15 protein-coding genes are annotated in these 18,507 nt (G+C 66.3%); 4 read left to right on the top strand and 11 right to left on the bottom strand.

Annotated features, from left to right (window positions below; all coding sequences use genetic code 11):
* Positions 1-45 precede the first annotated feature (45 nt).
* Positions 46-1,800 carry an MFS transporter gene (locus Y900_RS19065; RefSeq protein WP_237752708.1) on the bottom strand — a complete coding sequence of 585 codons (1,755 nt, stop codon included), beginning with the start codon at positions 1,798-1,800 and terminating at the stop codon, positions 46-48.
* 259 nt (positions 1,801-2,059) lie between these two features.
* On the bottom strand, positions 2,060-3,325 hold the full coding sequence (locus Y900_RS19060) for a multidrug effflux MFS transporter (protein ID WP_036347244.1): 1,266 nt from the start codon (positions 3,323-3,325) through the stop codon (positions 2,060-2,062).
* Positions 3,326-3,462: 137 nt separating this feature from the next.
* Here Y900_RS19060 and Y900_RS19055 point away from each other — a divergent pair, with 137 nt between their 5' ends.
* Entirely contained in the window at positions 3,463-4,242 is a 780-nt protein-coding gene (locus Y900_RS19055) for a hypothetical protein (protein WP_051660154.1), read from the top strand.
* Positions 4,243-4,418: 176 nt separating this feature from the next.
* Positions 4,419-8,162 (top strand): multifunctional oxoglutarate decarboxylase/oxoglutarate dehydrogenase thiamine pyrophosphate-binding subunit/dihydrolipoyllysine-residue succinyltransferase subunit, encoded by a 3,744-nt coding sequence (locus tag Y900_RS19050; RefSeq protein ID WP_036343859.1) that lies wholly within the window; start codon positions 4,419-4,421, stop codon positions 8,160-8,162.
* Between the two features lie 83 nt (positions 8,163-8,245).
* On the opposite strand, the gene Y900_RS19045 is transcribed toward Y900_RS19050, so the two are convergent.
* Entirely contained in the window at positions 8,246-8,620 is a 375-nt protein-coding gene (locus Y900_RS19045; protein WP_036343858.1) for a DUF732 domain-containing protein, read from the bottom strand.
* Positions 8,621-8,721: 101 nt separating this feature from the next.
* Here Y900_RS19045 and Y900_RS19040 point away from each other — a divergent pair, with 101 nt between their 5' ends.
* Positions 8,722-9,552, top strand: a complete 831-nt coding sequence (locus Y900_RS19040; RefSeq protein ID WP_036343856.1) for an SDR family NAD(P)-dependent oxidoreductase — start codon at positions 8,722-8,724, stop codon at positions 9,550-9,552.
* A 6-nt stretch (positions 9,553-9,558) separates the two neighbouring features.
* On the opposite strand, the gene Y900_RS19035 is transcribed toward Y900_RS19040, so the two are convergent.
* Positions 9,559-10,413: a glycine betaine ABC transporter substrate-binding protein gene (locus Y900_RS19035; protein ID WP_192827529.1), complete on the bottom strand. Its 855-nt coding sequence runs from the start codon at positions 10,411-10,413 to the stop codon at positions 9,559-9,561.
* Between the two features lie 7 nt (positions 10,414-10,420).
* A complete protein-coding gene (locus Y900_RS19030) occupies positions 10,421-11,590 on the bottom strand; it encodes an NAD(P)-dependent malic enzyme (protein ID WP_036343853.1) in 1,170 nt (389 codons plus the stop codon).
* A gap of 137 nt (positions 11,591-11,727) precedes the next feature.
* Between Y900_RS19030 and corA the strand changes: the two genes are divergently transcribed.
* The gene (corA, locus tag Y900_RS19025) at positions 11,728-12,831 is read left to right on the top strand and encodes a magnesium/cobalt transporter CorA (protein ID WP_036343852.1); all 1,104 of its coding nucleotides are present in this window, start codon (positions 11,728-11,730) and stop codon (positions 12,829-12,831) included.
* Positions 12,832-12,835: 4 nt separating this feature from the next.
* Here the strand turns inward: corA and Y900_RS19020 are convergent, their stop codons facing one another.
* The 6 genes from Y900_RS19020 to Y900_RS18995 all read right to left on the bottom strand — a co-directional run bounded on the left by Y900_RS19020 (position 12,836) and on the right by Y900_RS18995 (position 18,461).
* Positions 12,836-13,432, bottom strand: a complete 597-nt coding sequence (locus Y900_RS19020; RefSeq protein ID WP_036343851.1) for a suppressor of fused domain protein — start codon at positions 13,430-13,432, stop codon at positions 12,836-12,838.
* Complete coding sequence (locus Y900_RS19015) at positions 13,433-14,605, bottom strand: ABC transporter ATP-binding protein (RefSeq protein ID WP_036343850.1); 1,173 nt, start codon at positions 14,603-14,605, stop codon at positions 13,433-13,435.
* 11 nt (positions 14,606-14,616) lie between these two features.
* A complete protein-coding gene (locus tag Y900_RS19010) occupies positions 14,617-15,441 on the bottom strand; it encodes a carbohydrate ABC transporter permease (RefSeq protein WP_192827596.1) in 825 nt (274 codons plus the stop codon).
* 11 nt (positions 15,442-15,452) lie between these two features.
* A complete protein-coding gene (locus Y900_RS19005; RefSeq protein WP_036343848.1) occupies positions 15,453-16,349 on the bottom strand; it encodes a carbohydrate ABC transporter permease in 897 nt (298 codons plus the stop codon).
* Positions 16,346-17,758: an ABC transporter substrate-binding protein gene (locus Y900_RS19000; RefSeq protein WP_036343846.1), complete on the bottom strand. Its 1,413-nt coding sequence runs from the start codon at positions 17,756-17,758 to the stop codon at positions 16,346-16,348. The genes Y900_RS19005 and Y900_RS19000 overlap by 4 nt, the downstream gene beginning before the upstream one ends.
* A gap of 184 nt (positions 17,759-17,942) precedes the next feature.
* The gene (locus Y900_RS18995) at positions 17,943-18,461 is read right to left on the bottom strand and encodes a general stress protein (RefSeq protein ID WP_036343845.1); all 519 of its coding nucleotides are present in this window, start codon (positions 18,459-18,461) and stop codon (positions 17,943-17,945) included.
* Positions 18,462-18,507 lie beyond the last annotated feature (46 nt).

The following is an 18,507-nucleotide window of genomic DNA, read 5'->3' as shown; positions in this document are numbered from 1 at the left end:
CATAGTACTCATTCGATAAGAATGACTGGGCGGGTGCGCCTCCGGTCAGTCGCCCGGCCGCGAGTGACGGCCGTAGCTCTGGACCTCCGCGGGCTCGTCGCGGTAGTGGCGCGCCCGACGCGGCTCGCCCGGATCGCTGAGACGGTGACGTGAACCGTCGCCATCCACCGGGAAACCATCAACCGGGAAACCGTTGTGCACAGGGCCAATCGGCTCAACAGCCGGCTCCGGCGGCGCGATCGGCGGCTGCCACCTGATCACCTCGGTCTCGTCGTCGCGCTCGTCGCGCATCGGCGGGGCGACCAGCTCCCGGTCCACCACGTACTCCAGGTAATGGTCGTCGTCGTAGCCGTCATAGACGGGGATCTCGTCGGTGACCTCGTCGTCGTCCCGGACCGGGCGCGGTGAACCGAACCCGCCGACGACGAACAAGGCGGCCACGATCCCGAACAGCGCCCCGAACGCCGGCAACAGCATCGACTGCGACAGGGCGGCGGAGAACGGTTCCCGCAGGAACGACGGAAGCTGCAGCACCGCAAGATCACTCGGTGCGGCATCGGCCGGCGCGGCCGGCATCTCGTCGCTGATCCGGGACGCCATGAACGCAGCCATCCCGGCGCTACCCAGCACCGAGCCCACCTGACGAGTCGCGTTGTACACACCCGACCCGGCGCCGGCCAGGTGCGCAGGCAGGTTCCGGGTGGCGGTGGCGGCCAGCGGCGCCCAGATGAACGCCATCCCGACCCCCATCGCGGTCAGCGCCAGCACCAACCGCCAGATCGGCGTCGTCGGCGTCATGTCGATCGACAGCCATGTCAGCGCGATCGCCACCACCGAGAAACCGAACCCGAGAATCGGGCGAGGGTGAACCCGATCGGTCAACTGGCCCACGAACGGGGCGAGCACCCCGCTGGACACCGCCATCGGCGCGATCAGCAGCGCCGAACGCGTCGGCGACAGCCCACACACCACCTGGGCATAGAACATCACCGGCAGCATCATCGCGGTGACGACGAAACCGATCACGGCCACACCGATGTTGGACAGGCTGAAATCCCGGTCGGCGAACATCTGCAGCGGGATCAGCGGCTCGTTGCGATTGATCGACTGCCAGTACACGAACGCTGTGAAGAACCCGATGCCGGCGACGATCACGGCCCAGATCCATGCCGCCCATTGATGGCCCTGGCCCTCCTGCAGACCGAACACCACCAGGAACATGCCGATCCCGGACAGGGCCACCCCAATGATGTCGAACCGGTGCTTGCGGGTGGGCAGCGCCGGAATCAGCCAGACCGCCAACCCGAGGCCGATCACACCGACGGGCACGTTGACGAAGAAGATCCACTCCCAGCCCAACCGGCCGACGAGCACGCCGCCGGCCAGCGGACCGACCAGGGTGGCCACCCCGGCCGTCGCACCCCACAGGCTCATCGCCACGCCGCGGCGCTCGGGCGGGAAGATCCGGGTGATCGTCGACAGGGTCTGCGGTGTCAGCAGCGCGGCGCCGAGCCCTTGCACCACGCGGGCGGCGATCAGCGTGTCGATGGAACCGGCCAGACCACACCACAACGACGACGCGGTGAAGATGGCCAACCCGGTGATGTAGAGGTTCTTGGGTCCGAAGCGGTCGCCGAGGCGGCCTGCCAACAGCAAGGGCACGGCGTAGGCCAGCAGGTACGCACTGGTCACCCAGATGACGGTGTCGTAGTCGGTGATCTGCAGCCCGTCCATGATGCTGGGATTCGCGACGGCGACGATCGTCGAATCGACCAGGATCATGAAGAAGCCGACCAGCATGGCCCACAGCGCCGGCCACGGGTTGGCGGGCACGTCGGGCACCGCGACCGGATCTGGGTCCAAGTCCACGTCCGGCGCCGGGCCGGCCATGTTCCTGGTCATATGCACTACCTCGTTTCGGCTACTGCGATGGTGTCGGCGCGCCCCCGCCAAACCCCCGCCGTACGTTTGGTGGGCCCCCGCGCCTCAAGCCGTCACGCCGCCGGATCGAGCCTATCGACCCGTCGAGTCAGACCTGAGAGCGAGTCCGCGGCAGGGATCATCGCTGCGGTGTCTGACTCGGTGCGGAGTCGTCGGTGTCGCCGACGAACAACAGCGCAACCAACGCGATCGCCACACCGGCGGTCATCACCACCGACAGCGCGATCTCGTCGTTGCCCATCAAGCCGACGACCGGCGCGATCACCGCGCCGACGCTGAACTGCGCGGCACCCAGCAGGGCGGCGGCGGTTCCGGACGCTTCATGATGGCGCGACAGCGCGACCGCGGGAGCGTTGGGGATGACGAAGCCCATCATCGCCAGAACAGCCCAGACCGGAACCAGGAAGCCGTAGATACCGCCGGCGTGAGTCACCGACAGCGCGACGAACACCGCACCGACCCCGGTCGCCACGGTCAGCGCGATCACCAGGATGCGTTGCGGGGACAACCGGCGCAGCAGAACGACATTGAGTTGGGTGGCGGCGACGAACGCGATCGCTCCCGCCCCGAACACCAAAGCGAACCTCTGCTGATCCAAACCGTGCCGCCCCTGCAGGACGAAGGCCGCACCGGCGATATAGGCGAACAGCCCGGCCATCCCGAGCGCGCCGACGATCACCAGGATGACGAACTTCAGATCGCGCAGCAGGCTTCCGTAGGTCGCGACGATCGAGCGGACCCGCAGCGGGCGACGACTGCCGACCGGGAGGGTCTCCGGCAATGCGATCGCGGCGACCAGCAGCAGTGCCCCCGCCAGCACGATCAACACCGCGAACATCCAATGCCAGGACGCCTTGAGCAGCACCGCCGCCCCCAACGACGGCGCGACGATCGGCGCAACACCGAGGATCAGCATCAGCCGCGACATCACGGTTGCCGCGGCGCTGTCGTCGAACAGGTCACCGACGACGGCGACCGCGACCACCATCGCGGCGGCCGCGCCCATCCCCTGCAGACCGCGGGCCAGGCTCAGCACGGCGATGTCGGGTGCCAACAAGCACAACAGCGACGCCAGCATGTGCAACGCGATCCCGGCCATCAGGGGGCGGCGGCGGCCCAGCGAATCCGACAGCGGACCGACGATGAGCTGCCCGAGAGCCAACCCTGTCAGCGTTCCGGTCAGCGTCAACTGCGCCACCGACGAGGACACCCCGAGCTCGTCGGCGATCCGCGGAAGCGCAGGCAGATACATGTCGATGGTCAGCGGTCCCAACGCCACCATCGCGCCCAGCACGACGATCATCCGCAGCCGGCTCGGACCCGCAACGTCGGCGCTCAGCGGCTGCGGGTTGCGGGTGGCAGTCACAGTTCGCGATGTTGCCATGCACACCCACAGCACGCGCAGCCGATTATTTGTTCCTCCTGCGGCTATCCCACCTGTGGTGACCGGGATCACCGCGGGGCACCGTCGCGCGGTGGTCGTTCGTTAGCCTGGAAGCACCTGACCAGGAAGGCACAGCCATGAAGGTCCGCCGAGGGTCTCGTTCCGATGTCGCCGGCCGAGCGGCTCCGTCCGAGAATCTGCCCGCCCACGTCGAGGACGAGGCGACGATGTCCGCGCGGGTGCTCTCCCAGGTCCTCGAGCGCAGCACGCGCGCCCAGGCGCCCGCCGTCCGCGCCTACGTTGCGCGGCTGCGCCGATCCAACCCGGACGCGACCCCGGCCGAGATCGTCACCAAGCTCGAGAAGCGCTACTTGGCCGCGGTGATGGCCAGCGGTGCCGCCGTCGGATCGGCAGCGGCGTTCCCCGGCATCGGCACGCTGGCGGCGTTGTCGGCGGTGGCCGGCGAAACGCTGGTGTTCCTGGAGGCCACCACGGTGTTCGTCCTTGCCGTCGCCGACGTCCACGGCATTCCGCTCGAGCAGCGCGAGCGTCGACGCGCGCTGGTGCTCGCGGTGCTCGTCGGAGAAAAGAGCCGGGGCGCGATCGCCGACCTGATCGGTCCCAGCCGCACCAGCGGAGCGTGGCTGGCCGAGGGCGCGGACATGCTGCCGTTGCCCGCGCTGGCCCAGCTGAACACCCGGCTGATGCGCTACTTCGTCAAGCGGTTCACGCTCAAGCGGTCGGCGATGGCATTCGGCAAGATGCTGCCCGTCGGCATCGGCGCCGCCGTCGGCGGCGGTGGCAACCGAATGATGGGCAAAAAGATAGTGAACAATGCCCGCGCGGCGTTTGGGTCCGCGCCCAGCCGGTGGCCGGTGAGCCTGCACCTGCTGCCTGCGATCGAGCCGGGCGGATAACCGTTCGCCGACCTCCGACGACCGGTCGTCGCAGTCCCGTCGGGCATGGAGCTGACGTGCTTCGGGAACGCATAAGAAGCGATAGCCTTTTAGACGGCGGCCGTGGGGGCACCAAAATTGGGCAAACCGTGCGAGCACGGCTTGCCGGGATTAAGGAATTGAGGCGAGGAACTGCCGTGAGCAGTACTAGTTCACCATTCGGACAGAACGAATGGCTGGTCGAGGAGATGTACCGCAAGTTCCGCGACGACCCCTCCTCGGTCGATCCGAGTTGGCACGAGTTCCTGGTCGACTACAACCCGGAGCCGACGACCGACTCGGCCGCCGCCGGCAACGGGCAGTCCACCGCGACGGCGGCCCCCGTCGCGCCGCCGGAACCCGCACCGGCTCCCCCGCCGGCCAAACCGGCCCCCGCGAAGCCCGCACCGGCCGACAACGGCGCGGCGAAGGCGGCCCCGGCCAAGGAAGCTCCGGCCAAGGAGCCCGCACCCAAGCCGGCTCCGGCCGCGTCGTCGTCGGATAGCGGCGACGAGAACCAGGTATTGCGCGGCGCGGCGGCGGCCGTGGTCAAGAACATGAACAGCTCGCTGGAGATCCCGACCGCGACAAGCGTGCGGGCCATCCCGGCGAAGCTGATGATCGACAACCGGATCGTCATCAACAACCACCTCAAGCGCACCCGCGGCGGCAAGGTGTCCTTCACCCACCTGCTCGGCTACGCGATCGTGCAGGCGGTCAAGTCATTTCCCAACATGAATCGCCACTTCGCGGTGATCGACGGCAAGCCCAACGCCGTCACCCCCGCGCACACCAATCTCGGCCTGGCCATTGACCTGGTGGGCAAAAACGGGAGTAGGCAGCTCGTCGTCGCCGCGATCAAGAACTGCGAAACCATGCGGTTCGGCCAATTCATCGCCGCCTACGAGGACATCGTGCGGCGCGCCCGCGATGGCAAGCTGACCGCCGAGGATTTCGCCGGCGTGACGATCTCGCTGACCAACCCCGGCACCATCGGCACTGTGCACTCGGTGCCCCGGTTGATGTCCGGACAGGGCGCGATCGTCGGCGCCGGCGCGATGGAGTATCCGGCGGAGTTCCAAGGCGCCAGCGAGGAGCGCATCGCGGAGCTCGGGATCGGCAAGCTGATCACGCTGACGTCGACCTACGACCACCGCATCATCCAGGGCGCGGAGTCCGGTGATTTCCTGCGGACGATCCACCAGCTGCTGCTCTCCGACGATTTCTTCGACGAGATCTTCTTCGAGCTCGGCATCCCCTACGAGCCGGTCCGCTGGCGCACCGACAATCCCGATTCGATCGTCGACAAGAACGCCCGGGTCATGGAGTTGATCGCGGCCTACCGCAACCGCGGGCATCTGATGGCCGATATCGACCCCCTGCGCCTGGACAAGACCCGCTTCCGCAGCCACCCCGACCTCGACGTCAACACCCACGGCCTGACGCTGTGGGACCTCGACCGGGTGTTCAAGGTCGACGGGTTCGCCGGCAAGGAGTTCAAGAAGCTGCGCGACGTGCTCGGGCTGCTTCGCGACGCGTACTGCCGCCACATCGGCGTGGAGTACACCCACATTCTCGAACCCGAGCAGCAGAAGTGGCTTGAGGAACGCATCGAGGTCAAGCATGAGGGACCGACGGTCGCCCAGCAAAAGTACATCCTGTCCAAGCTGAACGCAGCCGAAGCCTTCGAGACCTTCCTGCAGACCAAATACGTTGGGCAGAAGCGCTTCTCACTGGAAGGCGCGGAGACCGTCATCCCGATGATGGACGCCGCGATCGACCAGGCCGCCGAGCACGCTCTCGACGAGGTCGTCATCGGCATGCCACACCGCGGCCGGCTCAACGTGCTGGCCAACATCGTCGGGAAGCCGTATTCGCAGATCTTCAGTGAGTTCGAGGGCAACCTGAACCCCTCGCAGGCGCACGGCTCCGGCGACGTCAAGTACCACCTCGGTGCTCGAGGTGACTACATCCAGATGTTCGGCGAGAACGACATCGAGGTCTCACTGACCGCCAACCCGTCGCACCTTGAAGCTGTCGATCCGGTGATGGAAGGCATCGTCCGCGCCAAGCAGGATCTGCTGGAATACAACGAAGACGGCTCCGAAGAGCCTCAGGGCTTCACCGTCATGCCGATGATGCTGCACGGCGATGCGGCCTTCGCCGGCCAGGGCGTGGTGGCCGAGACGCTGAACCTGGCGCTCCTGCGCGGCTACCGCACCGGCGGCACGATCCACATCATCGTCAACAATCAGATCGGTTTCACCACCTCGCCGCAGGACTCGCGCAGCTCTGAGTACTGCACAGACGTCGCAAAGATGGTGGGAGCGCCCATCTTCCACGTCAACGGCGACGATCCCGAGGCGTGCGTCTGGGTGGCCCGCCTTGCGGTGGACTTCCGGCAGAAGTTCAAGAAGGACGTCATCATCGACATGCTGTGCTACCGCCGTCGCGGGCACAACGAAGGTGACGACCCGTCGATGACCCAGCCCTATATGTACGACGTCATCGACACCAAGCGCGGTGTCCGCAAGACCTACACCGAAGCCCTCATCGGCCGTGGCGACATCTCGATGAAAGAAGCCGAGGATGCGCTGCGCGACTACCAGGGTCAGCTGGAGCGGGTGTTCAACGAGGTTCGCGACCTCGAGAAGCATGAGGTGGAACCCAGCGAGTCGGTCGAAGAAGACCAGATGATTCCGCGCGGCATGACCACCGCGGTGGACAAGTCGCTGCTGGCCCGCATCGGCGATGCGCACCTGGCATTCCCGGAGAACTTCAGCGTGCACCCGCGCGTCAAGCCTGTCCTCGAGAAGCGGCGCGAGATGGCCTACGAGGGCAAAGTCGACTGGGCCTTCGCCGAATTGCTGGCGCTCGGAACGTTTTTGGCGGAGGGCAAGCTGATCCGGTTCTCCGGACAGGACACCCGGCGCGGCACGTTCACCCAGCGGCACGCGGTGATCATCGACCGCAAGACCGGTGCGGAGTTCACCCCGCTGGACCTGCTGACCGTCAACCCGGACGGCACCCCGACCGGCGGCCGGTTCCTGGTGTACGACTCGGCGCTGTCGGAGTACGCAGCGGTCGGTTTCGAGTACGGCTATTCGGTAGGTAATCCGGATGCTCTGGTGCTGTGGGAGGCGCAGTTCGGCGACTTCGTCAACGGCGCCCAGTCGATCATCGACGAGTTCATCAGCTCAGGTGAGGCCAAGTGGGGCCAGCTCTCCGATGTGGTGCTGCTGCTCCCCCACGGCCACGAAGGCCAGGGACCCGACCACACATCGGGCCGCATCGAGCGGTTCCTGCAGCTGTGGGCCGAGGGTTCGATGACCATCGCGCTGCCGTCCACCCCGGCGAACTATTTCCACTTGCTGCGCCGGCACGGCCTCGACGGGGTGCACCGTCCGCTGATCGTGTTCACGCCGAAGTCCATGCTGCGCAACAAAGCTGCCGTCAGCGACATCCGGGACTTCACCGAGCAGAAGTTCCGCTCGATCATGGAGGAGCCGACCTACACCGACGGTGACGGCGATCGCGACAAGGTCACCCGAATCCTGTTGACCAGCGGCAAGATCTACTACGAGCTGGTCGCGCGCAAGGAGAAAGACAAGCGCGACGACGTCGCGATCGTGCGGATCGAACAACTGGCCCCGCTGCCCAAGCGACGGCTGAGCAACACCTTGGACACCTACCCGAATGCAGGAGAGTTCTTCTGGGTGCAGGAGGAGCCGGCGAACCAGGGCGCCTGGCCGACGTTCGGTCTGACGCTGCCGGAGTTGTTGCCGGAGAAGCTGACCGGGATCAAGCGGATCTCGCGGCGCGCCATGTCGGCGCCGTCGTCGGGATCATCGAAGGTGCACGCCGTCGAGCAGCAGGAAATCATCGACGAGGCGTTCGGCTAGCGCGGGGCTTCGAGTGTGCGGTCTGATACGCCGCGACCGGCGAGTCGCGTATGAAACCGCACACTCGACGGCGACTCGCGCAGCTAGAAGCCCAAGTTGTTCAGGAACGGCAGCGGGATCGGCGAGTTGCCGTTGGCCACGTCCTGCATGGCGCGCGGGCAGAAGTACGACACGGCCAGACCCGTGAACATGGTGGCCGCGCCCAGTGGGCGGCCCATCCGGTCGGCCACGGTGGACGCGATGTCGGCGGTGTTCTGGCTGCGGTCGGCCAGCAGCGGGCAGATCGACTGACCCATCTCGACGGCCTGCGCAGGGTCCATTCCGGTGATACCGGCATTGCCCAACGCGGCCAAGAAGTCATCGGTGTTGGTGTCGGCCTGCGCGGGCGCCGCCAACGCGACGGCGCCGGCGATCAGTCCGGCAACCGCCCCGGCGCTGGCCATACGGCGAAATGTCATGCTCTAAGCATCGCGGTCGACCATCCCGCTGTTACCGGCGGGGTGCTTACCCGCTAATCTGAGCCCATTCGACACACGTCAAACAACGCGAGGAGTCGTTCATGCAGGGGTTCGCCGGAAAGGTAGCGGTGGTGACCGGAGCCGGGTCGGGCATCGGTCAGGCACTTGCGATCGAGCTGGGCCGGTCAGGTGCCAAGCTGGCCATCAGCGATATCGACACCGAGGGTCTCGCGATCACCGAGCAGCGCCTCAAGGCGATCGGTGTGGACGTCAAGGCCGATCGGCTGAACGTCACCGAGCGGGAGGCCTTCCAGGCCTACGCCGACGGCGTCAAGGCGCACTTCGGCAAGGTCAACCAGATCTACAACAATGCCGGCATCGCGTTCTCCGGGGACGTCGAGATCAGCCAGTACAAGGACATCGAGCGGATCATGGACGTCGACTTCTGGGGCGTCGTCAACGGCACCAAGGTCTTCCTGCCCTACCTCATCGAGTCCGGCGACGGCCACATCGTCAATGTCTCCAGCCTGTTCGGCATCTTCTCCGTGCCCGGCCAGGCCGCCTACAACGCGGCCAAGTTCGCGGTGCGCGGCTTCACCGAAGCGCTGCGCCAGGAGATGATCCTGGCCAAGCACCCGGTCAAGGTGACCACGGTCCACCCGGGCGGGATCAAGACCGCGATCGCGCGCAATTCCACTGTGGCCGAAGGGCTCGATCAAGCCGCGATGGCCAGTGCCTTCGACAAGAAGCTGGCCAGGACGACGCCGGAGCGCGCAGCCCAGATCATCCTGGAGGCCGTCCGCAAGAACAAGGCGCGGGTGCTCGTGGGCGCCGACGCGAAGATCCTCGACGTGATCGTGCGCATCACCGGCTCGGGCTACCAGCAGCTGTTCTCCACCGTGCTGCCCAAGCTCGCCCCGCCGATGCGCTGAGTCTTCTCAGCGCCCCAACGGGTGCGCGGACAACCACTCCTCGGCGACCGACCGCGGGTCACGCCCTTCGGCGACGTGCTGGCGCATGTCGACCAGCGAGCCGGTGTCGAGCACGCCGGCGAGCTCGTTGATCGCGCGAACCTGCGGGTCGTCGAGTTCGTTGCGACGGTAGAGCGGCACGATGTTCTCGGCCATCACCAGTTCCGGTTTGCGGTCGGCCAGGACGACCAGATCACTCGGCACACCGGTGTCGGCGGTTCCCGTCCAGCCGGCGGTGATGCCCCCCGCCCGTAGCGCGGCGAACATCGTTGCCTTGTCCGGGAACTCGCGCGCCGGCGGGAGAGTGCAGCCACCCACCGTCGTCGGCAACCCCCGTGCGTAGGCGACAGCTCCGAGGCGCAGCCCCGCGCAATGGTTCACCAGTGCGGTCAGATCGCGGCTGCCCCATGCCGACACGGTCGCGTCGGTGACGGCCAGCGCGGGCTTGTCGTCGGCTGCGGTGGTGTAGTCGCCGGCACCCACCCCTTCAGGCAGCACCCCGAGCAGTGCGCGGTATACCTGGGCATCCGATCGGGCCGTCATGCCAGGCGCGAACTTCTGCAGCAGTCTTCCGGTGAATCCGGGCACCACGCTGACCGCTCCGGAATCCAGTGCCGTCAAAGGATCGTCGACGATCTCCACGTGCGCACCCGTCCCATAGGAGCGCAGAGCAGCCGCGTACAGATTGGCCAGCAGGGTGTATTCCGGGTCCGCCGTGGCGCCGACGGCCATCGACGGTCCCGGCGCCGGCGACTCGCAGGCGACCGCCGCCAGGACCAGAAGTCCGAGCATCAGCCGGCGAAACATCGTCGGCCTCAGCATGTTTCGCTCAGGCTTCGGATGCCGCCGCCACCGCTGCGGCCACCGCAGGGCCGACCCGCGGATCCAGCGGGCTGGGCACGATGTGATCGGCCGCCAAGTCGTCGCCGACGACGGAGAAGATCGCCTCTGCCGCTGCGACTTTCATCTTCTCGGTGATCCGCCGCGCGCCGGCGTCCAGCGCTCCACGGAAGACACCGGGGAATGCCAGGACATTGTTGATCTGGTTCGGGAAGTCGCTTCGGCCGGTCGCCACGATCGCGGCGTGCTTGCGGGCGGCGTCCGGGTGGATTTCGGGGTCCGGGTTGGACATCGCGAACACGATGCCGCCGGGGGTCATCGTGGCGATCAATTCCTCGGGAACGAGTCCGGCCGACACCCCCATGAAGACGTCGGCGCCGTTGAGCGCCTCGGCGATCCCGCCGGTGAGCCCGCGCGGGTTGGTCCGGGTGGCCATCTCCGCCTTGACCGAGTTCATGTCGTCGCGACCGGTGTGCAGGATGCCCTGGCTGTCCAGCACGGTGATGTCGGTGATGCCCGCGGCCAACAGGATGTTCGTGCACGCGACGCCGGCGGCACCTGCACCTGACATGACCACCTTCAGCGAGTGCATGTCGCGGTCGAGCACCTTGGTGGCGCCGATCAGTGCGGCGAGCACGACGATCGCGGTGCCGTGCTGGTCGTCGTGCATGACCGGGCAGTCCAGCGCCTCGATCAGGCGACGCTCGATCTCGAAGCAGCGCGGCGCGGAGATGTCCTCGAGGTTGACCGCGCCGAACGTCGGGCGCAGACGGATGATCGTCTCGACGATCTCGTCGGGGTCTTTGGTGTCCAGCACGATCGGGATCGAGTCCAGCCCGCCGAAGGTCTTGAACAGCGCGGACTTGCCCTCCATTACCGGCAGGGATGCCGCGGGCCCGATGTCACCGAGGCCGAGCACGGCGGTGCCGTCGCTGATCACCGCGACCAGTCGATTGGACCAGGTGTAGCGCGCAGCCAAGGTGTGGTCGGCGGCGATCGCGCGGCTGACCTGGGCTACGCCGGGGGTGTAGGCGATCGACAGTGCGCGCTGGGTGTCCAGCGGTGCCTTCAGCTCGACGGACAGCTTGCCGCCCACGTGAGCGGCGAAGATCTCTTCGTCGTCGATAACGACGCGGGGGGTACTCACTGTTTCGGACACGGCGTCAGGGTACTCGCCCCCAAAACCTCACCGACCAGGGTCTCCCCGGCGTGAACTACGCCGACAGCACTACTGGCGCGTAACATTTCCGCGGGGCCCGTCAGGGCCCCGCCTGCCGCTCAAGGGGAGGTCGGGTCATGCCGTCGTTTCGTCCACGCCCACAGGCTCTGCTGGGAGCAAGCCGCACCCGATCCACCCCCGTCGACGCCAAACGCATCCACGTACCGGTCGCGCGGGCCATGGTCGACTGCGCGGTATACGTCGAAGGCGACCGTCTCGCCGGCAAGTTCACCCACGCCGCCGCATTGCAACGAGTCCGCGAGCTGGAGGCCGGCGGGCAGAAGGCATTCGTCTGGATCGGGCTGCACGAACCCGACGAACATCAGATGCAGGCGGTGGCCGAGGTGTTCGGCCTGCACCCGCTGGCCGTCGAGGATGCGGTGCACGCCCACCAGCGCCCGAAGGTCGAACGCTACGACGACACACTGTTCCTGGTGCTGAAGACGGTGACCTACGTACCGCACGAGTCCGTCGAGCTCGCCCGCGAGATCGTGGAGACCGGCGAGATCATGGTGTTCGTCGGACCGGACTTCGTCGTGACGGTGCGACATGGCGACCACACCGGACTGGCCGGTTTGCGAAAACATCTGGAAGAAGAGCACCAGCACCTGGCGCTGGGCCCGTACGCGGTGATGCACGCGATCGCCGACCACGTCGTGGACACCTACCGCGATGTCAGCGAGCTGATGGAATGCGATATCGACGCCATCGAGTCGGAGACGTTCTCACCATTGACCAAAACCGACATCGAACCGATCTATCTGCTCAAGCGTGAAGTCGTCGAACTGCGAAGGGCCGTATCACCTCTCACCGTGGCACTCGGCCGTTTCAATCCGGACTTCAAGGACCTGATGTCCAAAGAGGTGCTGCGCTACATGCGCGACGTCCTGGATCACGCTGCGCAGGCGGCCGACCGGATCGAGTCCTACGACGAGATGCTGTCGTCGTTGGTGCAGGCCGCCCTGGCGAAGGTGGGGATGCAGCAGAACGTCGACATGCGCAAGATCTCGGCGTGGGTCGCGATCGCAGCGGTGCCGACGATGATCGCGGGCATCTACGGAATGAACTTCGAGCACATGCCGGAGCTATCGTGGGCGTGGGGCTATCCGGCGGTGCTGGCCCTCATGGCGACAGTCTGCGGGTTCCTCTACCTGAATTTCCGACGGAACAACTGGCTGTGAGGATCTAACCCGGTTGCGCCGCACGCCTGTTCGGGTCCAGCACGTCGACCCCGTCGTCGAGCCAGGCCTGCCGCATCGCGTCGGCACCCTTGAGCCGCACCCAGGCCGCCTCGGTCTGGGTCACCGGGATCGCCGCCAGGAAGCGCACCGGTTCGCGGGGCGCTTCCAGCGGCAGGTCGTCTATCGGCGAATCACCCAGCAACACAGCGGTGAACGCAGCACCGTCCCATAGCGGCGCGGACAGGTCGATCAGCGCGTCGGCGACCAGCACCACCCCCTCGACGGCGGGCGTGGCCGCCACCACGGCCAGGCTGCGGGCCAGCCCTGAGGTCGGCGTGGTGGCCCGCAAGCTCAGGACGACCTCGGCCCGCGGGCCGTGCAACGGATCGGCGACGCCGGCCGTCGGCTCGGTCATCGGGTGCCGCGAACAGCCCAGCGTCACATAGTGAGCCACGCCGCCCGGGTCCGGCCCGAACCGTAACACCTCGATGCGCTCGAGTCCGAGGAATGTCACGCTGGCCGAATCCGGCTCGGCGTCCAGTCCGGCGTCGGCGAAATGGCCGCGCACGTGTGCGCGGACCGAATCCAGGGGCTGGCTCACTTAACCTGCGGGCGCAATGGTGAGGTTGACTCCGCTGTCGGCGTCGAAGACATGCAGCTTGGTCGTGTCGAACGCCAACTCGATCGACTGCCCGATCGCCGCCGTGGAATCCGCGGAAAGCCTTGCCACGAAGTCGTTCTCACCGGCACCGGACTCGGCGGCCAGCTCAGCCAGCTGAGCCGCCTTCGCGCTGTCGCCAGCGGTCGTGAAATACACGTACTTGTCGGCGCCCAGCGACTCGACCAGATCAACCGTCACCTCGAAGGTGGTGGCCTGGATGCGTTCGTAGGCGTCGAGTAGTGCGGCATCCTCGAAGTGTTCGGGCCGGATGCCGACGATGACGTTGGCGGCCTTGGGGTGTTGACCCAGAACGTTCTGCACGTCCTGGCTCAGCGTCACCTCACCGAACGGCAACTGCAGGCTCATACCGTCCAGCGTTGCCGGGAAGAAGTTCATCGCCGGCGAGCCGATGAAGCCGGCGACGAACAGGTTCGCCGGCCGCCCATAGAGCTCGCCGGGCGTGCCGATCTGCTGAGCCTCACCGCCACGCAGCACCACCACCCGGTCACCGAGTGTCATCGCCTCGGTCTGGTCGTGTGTCACGTAGACGGTGGTGGTCCCCAGCCGGTTCTGCAGCCGAGCGATCTCACCACGCATCTGCACCCGCAGCTTCGCGTCGAGGTTACTCAACGGCTCGTCCATCAGGAACGCTTTGGGCTGGCGGACGATCGCCCGGCCCATCGCGACCCGCTGGCGCTGGCCACCGGACAGCTGCGAGGGCTTGCGGTCCAGAAGTTCGGTCAGGTCAAGGATTTTCGCCGTCTCCTCGACCTTCTTGGCGATGTCGGCCTTCTTCACCTTGGCCAACGTCAACGGGAACGCGATGTTCTGCCGGACGGTCATGTGCGGGTAGAGCGCATAGGATTGGAAGACCATCGCGATGTCACGTTCGCGGGGCGCCTTCTCGTTCACCCGGTCGCCGCCGATCCGCAGCTCCCCGGCGCTGATCTCCTCCAGGCCGGCGATCATGTTGAGGGTGGTGGACTTACCGCAACCGGACGGCCCGACCAGGATGACGAACTCGCCATCGGCGATCGTCAGGCTCAGGTCCTTCACGGCGACAGCACCGTCCGGATAACTCTTGCTGACATGGTCCAGGACTATCTCGGCCATCGAAAACCTCGCTACCCCTTCACCGCGCCGGAGGTCAGCCCGGCGACGATCCGTCGTTGGAAGATCAGAACGAACACGATGATCGGAACCGTGATCACCATCGCGCCTGCGGCGATCGACCCGGTCGGTTCCTCGAATTGCGAACTGCCGGTGAAGTTCGCGATGGCCACCGGTGCGGTGATCGCGGCGTTGGTGGCGGTCAGCGACAACGCCAGCAGCAGGTCGTTCCACGCGAAGATGAACACCAGGATGGCCGCCGTCACGATCCCCGGTGCGGCCAGCGGCGCGATCACCCGGCGAAACGCCTGAGCCGGTGTTGCGCCGTCCATCTTGGCGGCCTTCTCCAGATCCCAGGGAATCTCCCGGAAGAACGCCGACAGCGTGTAGATCGCCAGCGGCAGCGCGAACGTGATGTACGGAATGATCAAGCCGGGCCATGTGTCGAACAGGCCGAGCCGGCGCTCGATGTTGAACAGCGGTGTCACCAGCGAGATCTGGGGGAACATCGCGATCAGCAGCGCGGCGCCGATCAGCACCTTCTTGCCGGCGAACTCCAGCCGGGCTACGGCATAGGCCGCCATGCCCCCGATCACCACCGCGATCACCGTGGTGATCAGCCCGATACCGATCGAGTTGATCAACGCGGAACTGAACGCGTCACCGCTGAAGATGCCCTTGTAGTTGTCGAAGGTGATCTCCGACGGAATGAGTTTGCCGTCCTTGACCGTTGACGTGGGCTTGAGCGACAGGCTCAGGATCCACAGCACCGGGAAGAGGGCGTAGATCACCACGATCGCATCGATCACGACCCAGCTCACCGTTCGTCGGGTGCCGATCCGCTCAGTCATCAGCGCACCTCGTCGTCCGTGCCAGGCGCGGACGCGCCGAACAGCTTGATGTAGACGAACGCGATGACGGCCACCGACAGGAACACCAGCACGCTGATCGCCGAGCCGAGCCCGATGTTGAACGCCTTGAACAGGTTGTCGTAGCCGAGGATCGACACCGAGGCGGTGTCGTTGGCGCCACCGGTCAGCACGTAGATGTTGTCGAAAATACGGAACGCGTCGAGCGTGCGGAACACCAGGGCCACCAGGATCGCCGGTTTGATCAACGGCAACGTAACCTTGACCAGCCGGGTCCACGGGCCGGCCCCGTCGACCTCGGCGGCCTTGAGCAGATCCTCGGGCACCAACGCAAGCCCGGCCAGCAGCAGCAGCGCCATGAACGGAGTGGTCTTCCACACCTCGGCCAAGATGATGATCGCCAATGACGGAATCTGTTGGGTCAGTGGGGCACTGCCGTCCGGAAGCAGGTTGGCCAGATATCCGGTACCCGGCGTCCACGCGTAATACCAGCTGTAGGAAGCCGCGACGGTGACGATCCCGTACGGAATGAGGATCGCGGTACGCACCAACCCCTTGCCGAAGATGGTGCGGTGCATGACAAGTGCGAGCGCCATGCCGAGCACGAACTCGATGGCCACCGAGATCACCGTGATGACCAGCGTGATAACGAACGCCGTCCACCAGTAGTTGTCACTCAAGATGGTCTGGTAGTTCTCGAACCAGATGAACTTCGTGTCGGCCGGGCTGGCCAAGTTGTACCGCTGCAGGCTCAGCCACAGCGCATACACGATCGGGTAGGCGGTCACCGCGAGCATGAGAACGACGGCCGGGGTGATCAGCAGGTAGGCGAGCGTGCGCTGGGACCTGCGGTCGTCACTGCGGGCGGGGGCGGTCACGGGATCAACCCCTTGCCGTCGATCGCCTTCTGTACCTGGACGGCGAGTTCATCCGCAGTCTTGTCGGGGTCGATCTGGCTGATGGGCGCCAGCGTCGCCGAAATGCGGGTCGACACAGCCTGATAGTTCGGCGTCGCCGGACGCACCGCCGCCGTGGTCAGCTGATCGCGAATGATCGCGTACTGCGGATACTTCTGCTGGAACGCGGGGTCGGAATACAGCGAGGCGCGCACCGCGGGCAGACCACCCTCGATCGAGGTGTACTTCTGGTTCTCCAGGTTGCGGATACAGCGCACCGCTTCGAACGCCTCGGCCGCATGCCGGGTGGTCTTGGCCACCGCGAGGTTAAGCCCGCCCAGGGTGACCCGGGTGGGCCGGCCTGGGATCACTCCTGGGTAGGGGGCGAACCCGAACACTTCCTTGGACGCGTCGAAGGCGACGGTGAACTGGTCGTCGCTGGGCGAGAAAGTGCCGGCGTCGTTGATGCTGCCCTTCAGTTCCGGCTTCTCATTGAGCGGCAGGAACGGCACCCCACCCTTGACGGCGTTCTCCAGCATCGAGGCGAACACGAAGGGCCAGTTGACCTCCAGCGCCGCCTTGCCCTGTTCGAGGGCCAGTCGCGCGGTGCCCTCGTCGGTCTGGGTGACCGATGGGTCGGCCCCGGGCGCGGTGGCGACGGCCTTGATGATCTGCAGCGCCTTCACCGTCGCCGCCCGGTGCTCGGGCGTATCGGTCAGCGTGACCCGCTTGCCGTCGTCGGAAAGTACCTGTCCCCCAGCGCTTTCCAGCAGAGTGTTGAACCACACCACCAAGCCTTCGTACTGCTTGGCCTGCACCGCGATCCAGCTGGGCTTGCCTTCGGCGTGCAACCGGGTGGCCTCCGCGATCATACCGTCCCAGGTGTCCGGCGGTGGAGCCACCAAATCGGCTCGATACCAAAGCAATTGGGTGTTGGTGGTGACCGGTGCGGCGTACAGCTTGTCCTGCCACTTGGCCGTCTGCAGCGGGCCGGGCAAGGTGTTGTCCGTCGCATCGGACTCGGCCTGTCCGGCCGGGTCGTCGGACAGCGGCAGCACCCAGCCGGCCTCGGCGAACTCCGCGGTCCACACCACGTCGAGCGCCATCACGTCGAGCGTGCGGTCGTTTCCGGTCAGCCTGCGCGCCAACTGCAGCCGCTGATCGTCGGCAGCCTTGGGCAGACTGCGCTGTTCGATGCGAAAGCGGCCGCCGAGTTCTTCAGTGCAGCGCTTGGCCACAGCGGTGAACGTCGCCGTCTCACTGGCCGGTGTGTAGAAGCTGACCACCAGACCGTGCTCGCCCGAGCTGCACGACGAGACCAGCGAGGCACATGTCAACGCGGCGATCGCGGCCGCCCCTACCCGCCGAGCGCGTGCGCCTGGGCAAGCCATCTCGCAACCGCCTCCCGTCTTCACCCGCCTTCTCGTACGTGCGGCAGCTGTCCGCGCTCGGCGCAGGCTGCATCACGGCAGGACAAACCCCCGCGGCCAAACCGTAGAGCTCTCGTGTCGTGATGTGCAACACTCCCACGCCGGATGCGGCCAGATCGTGACCGCATCCGCTGTGATCAGCGCGTCAGATCTTCAAGCGCGCCAGCATGTCCCGCGCCTTCTCCGCGCTCTGCGGATCGCACAGCACGTCATAGCGGCCCGCCACCAGTTGCATGGTGGAGCTGAAATCCCTTGTCCCACGCGCCATCGCGTACGGGACCGCTGAGGTGATCAATCCGAATATGACGCCGGCGACGACGCCGGTGATCAGTGACGCCCACGGGTTGGGACTGAAGAATCCCAACACCAGGCCGATGAAGATGCCCAGCCAGGCGCCGGTGATCACGCCACCGCCCAGCACTTTGGGCCATGACAGCCGGCCGGTGACGCGCTCGACCTGCATCAGGTCCACACCGACGATGGTCACCTGCTCCACCGGGAACTGCTCGTCGGACAGGTAATCGACGGCCTTCTGGGCCTCGGCGTAGGTCGGATACGAGCCGATCGGCCACCCCTTGGGCGGGGTGGGCAGGCCGACCGGCCCGCGGCGTGACGCGGCGGCTGCGCCACCGGGGTTCTGACCCTGCGGGAAAGGGCTGGTCATTCTGCTCATTCTCCTGTCGTGCGCGGCGTTTGTCGCGTCGTGTCGC

It is taken from the genome of Mycolicibacterium aromaticivorans JS19b1 = JCM 16368, from assembly GCF_000559085.1.
GTDB classification, from domain to species: Bacteria; Actinomycetota; Actinomycetes; order Mycobacteriales; family Mycobacteriaceae; genus Mycobacterium; species Mycobacterium aromaticivorans.
The sequence above is the reverse complement of the archived record's forward strand: the minus strand, read 5'-3'. Positions and strand labels throughout refer to the sequence as shown.

Bases quoted from the DNA above. Each gene is read 5' to 3' on its own strand.
- Y900_RS19035 (WP_192827529.1), bottom strand. From the start codon at position 10,413: ATGCTGAGGCCGACGATGTTTCGCCGGCTGATGCTCGGACTTCTGGTC.
- Y900_RS19015 (WP_036343850.1), bottom strand. From the start codon at position 14,605: ATGGCCGAGATAGTCCTGGACCATGTCAGCAAGAGTTATCCGGACGGT.
- Y900_RS18995 (WP_036343845.1), bottom strand. From the start codon at position 18,461: ATGACCAGCCCTTTCCCGCAGGGTCAGAACCCCGGTGGCGCAGCCGCC.
- Y900_RS19000 (WP_036343846.1), bottom strand. From the start codon at position 17,758: ATGGCTTGCCCAGGCGCACGCGCTCGGCGGGTAGGGGCGGCCGCGATC.
- Y900_RS19055 (WP_051660154.1), top strand. From the start codon at position 3,463: ATGAAGGTCCGCCGAGGGTCTCGTTCCGATGTCGCCGGCCGAGCGGCT.
- Y900_RS19040 (WP_036343856.1), top strand. From the start codon at position 8,722: ATGCAGGGGTTCGCCGGAAAGGTAGCGGTGGTGACCGGAGCCGGGTCG.
- Y900_RS19060 (WP_036347244.1), bottom strand. From the start codon at position 3,325: ATGGCAACATCGCGAACTGTGACTGCCACCCGCAACCCGCAGCCGCTG.
- Y900_RS19045 (WP_036343858.1), bottom strand. From the start codon at position 8,620: ATGACATTTCGCCGTATGGCCAGCGCCGGGGCGGTTGCCGGACTGATC.
- Y900_RS19065 (WP_237752708.1), bottom strand. From the start codon at position 1,800: ATGCTGGTCGGCTTCTTCATGATCCTGGTCGATTCGACGATCGTCGCC.
- corA (WP_036343852.1), top strand. From the start codon at position 11,728: ATGCCGTCGTTTCGTCCACGCCCACAGGCTCTGCTGGGAGCAAGCCGC.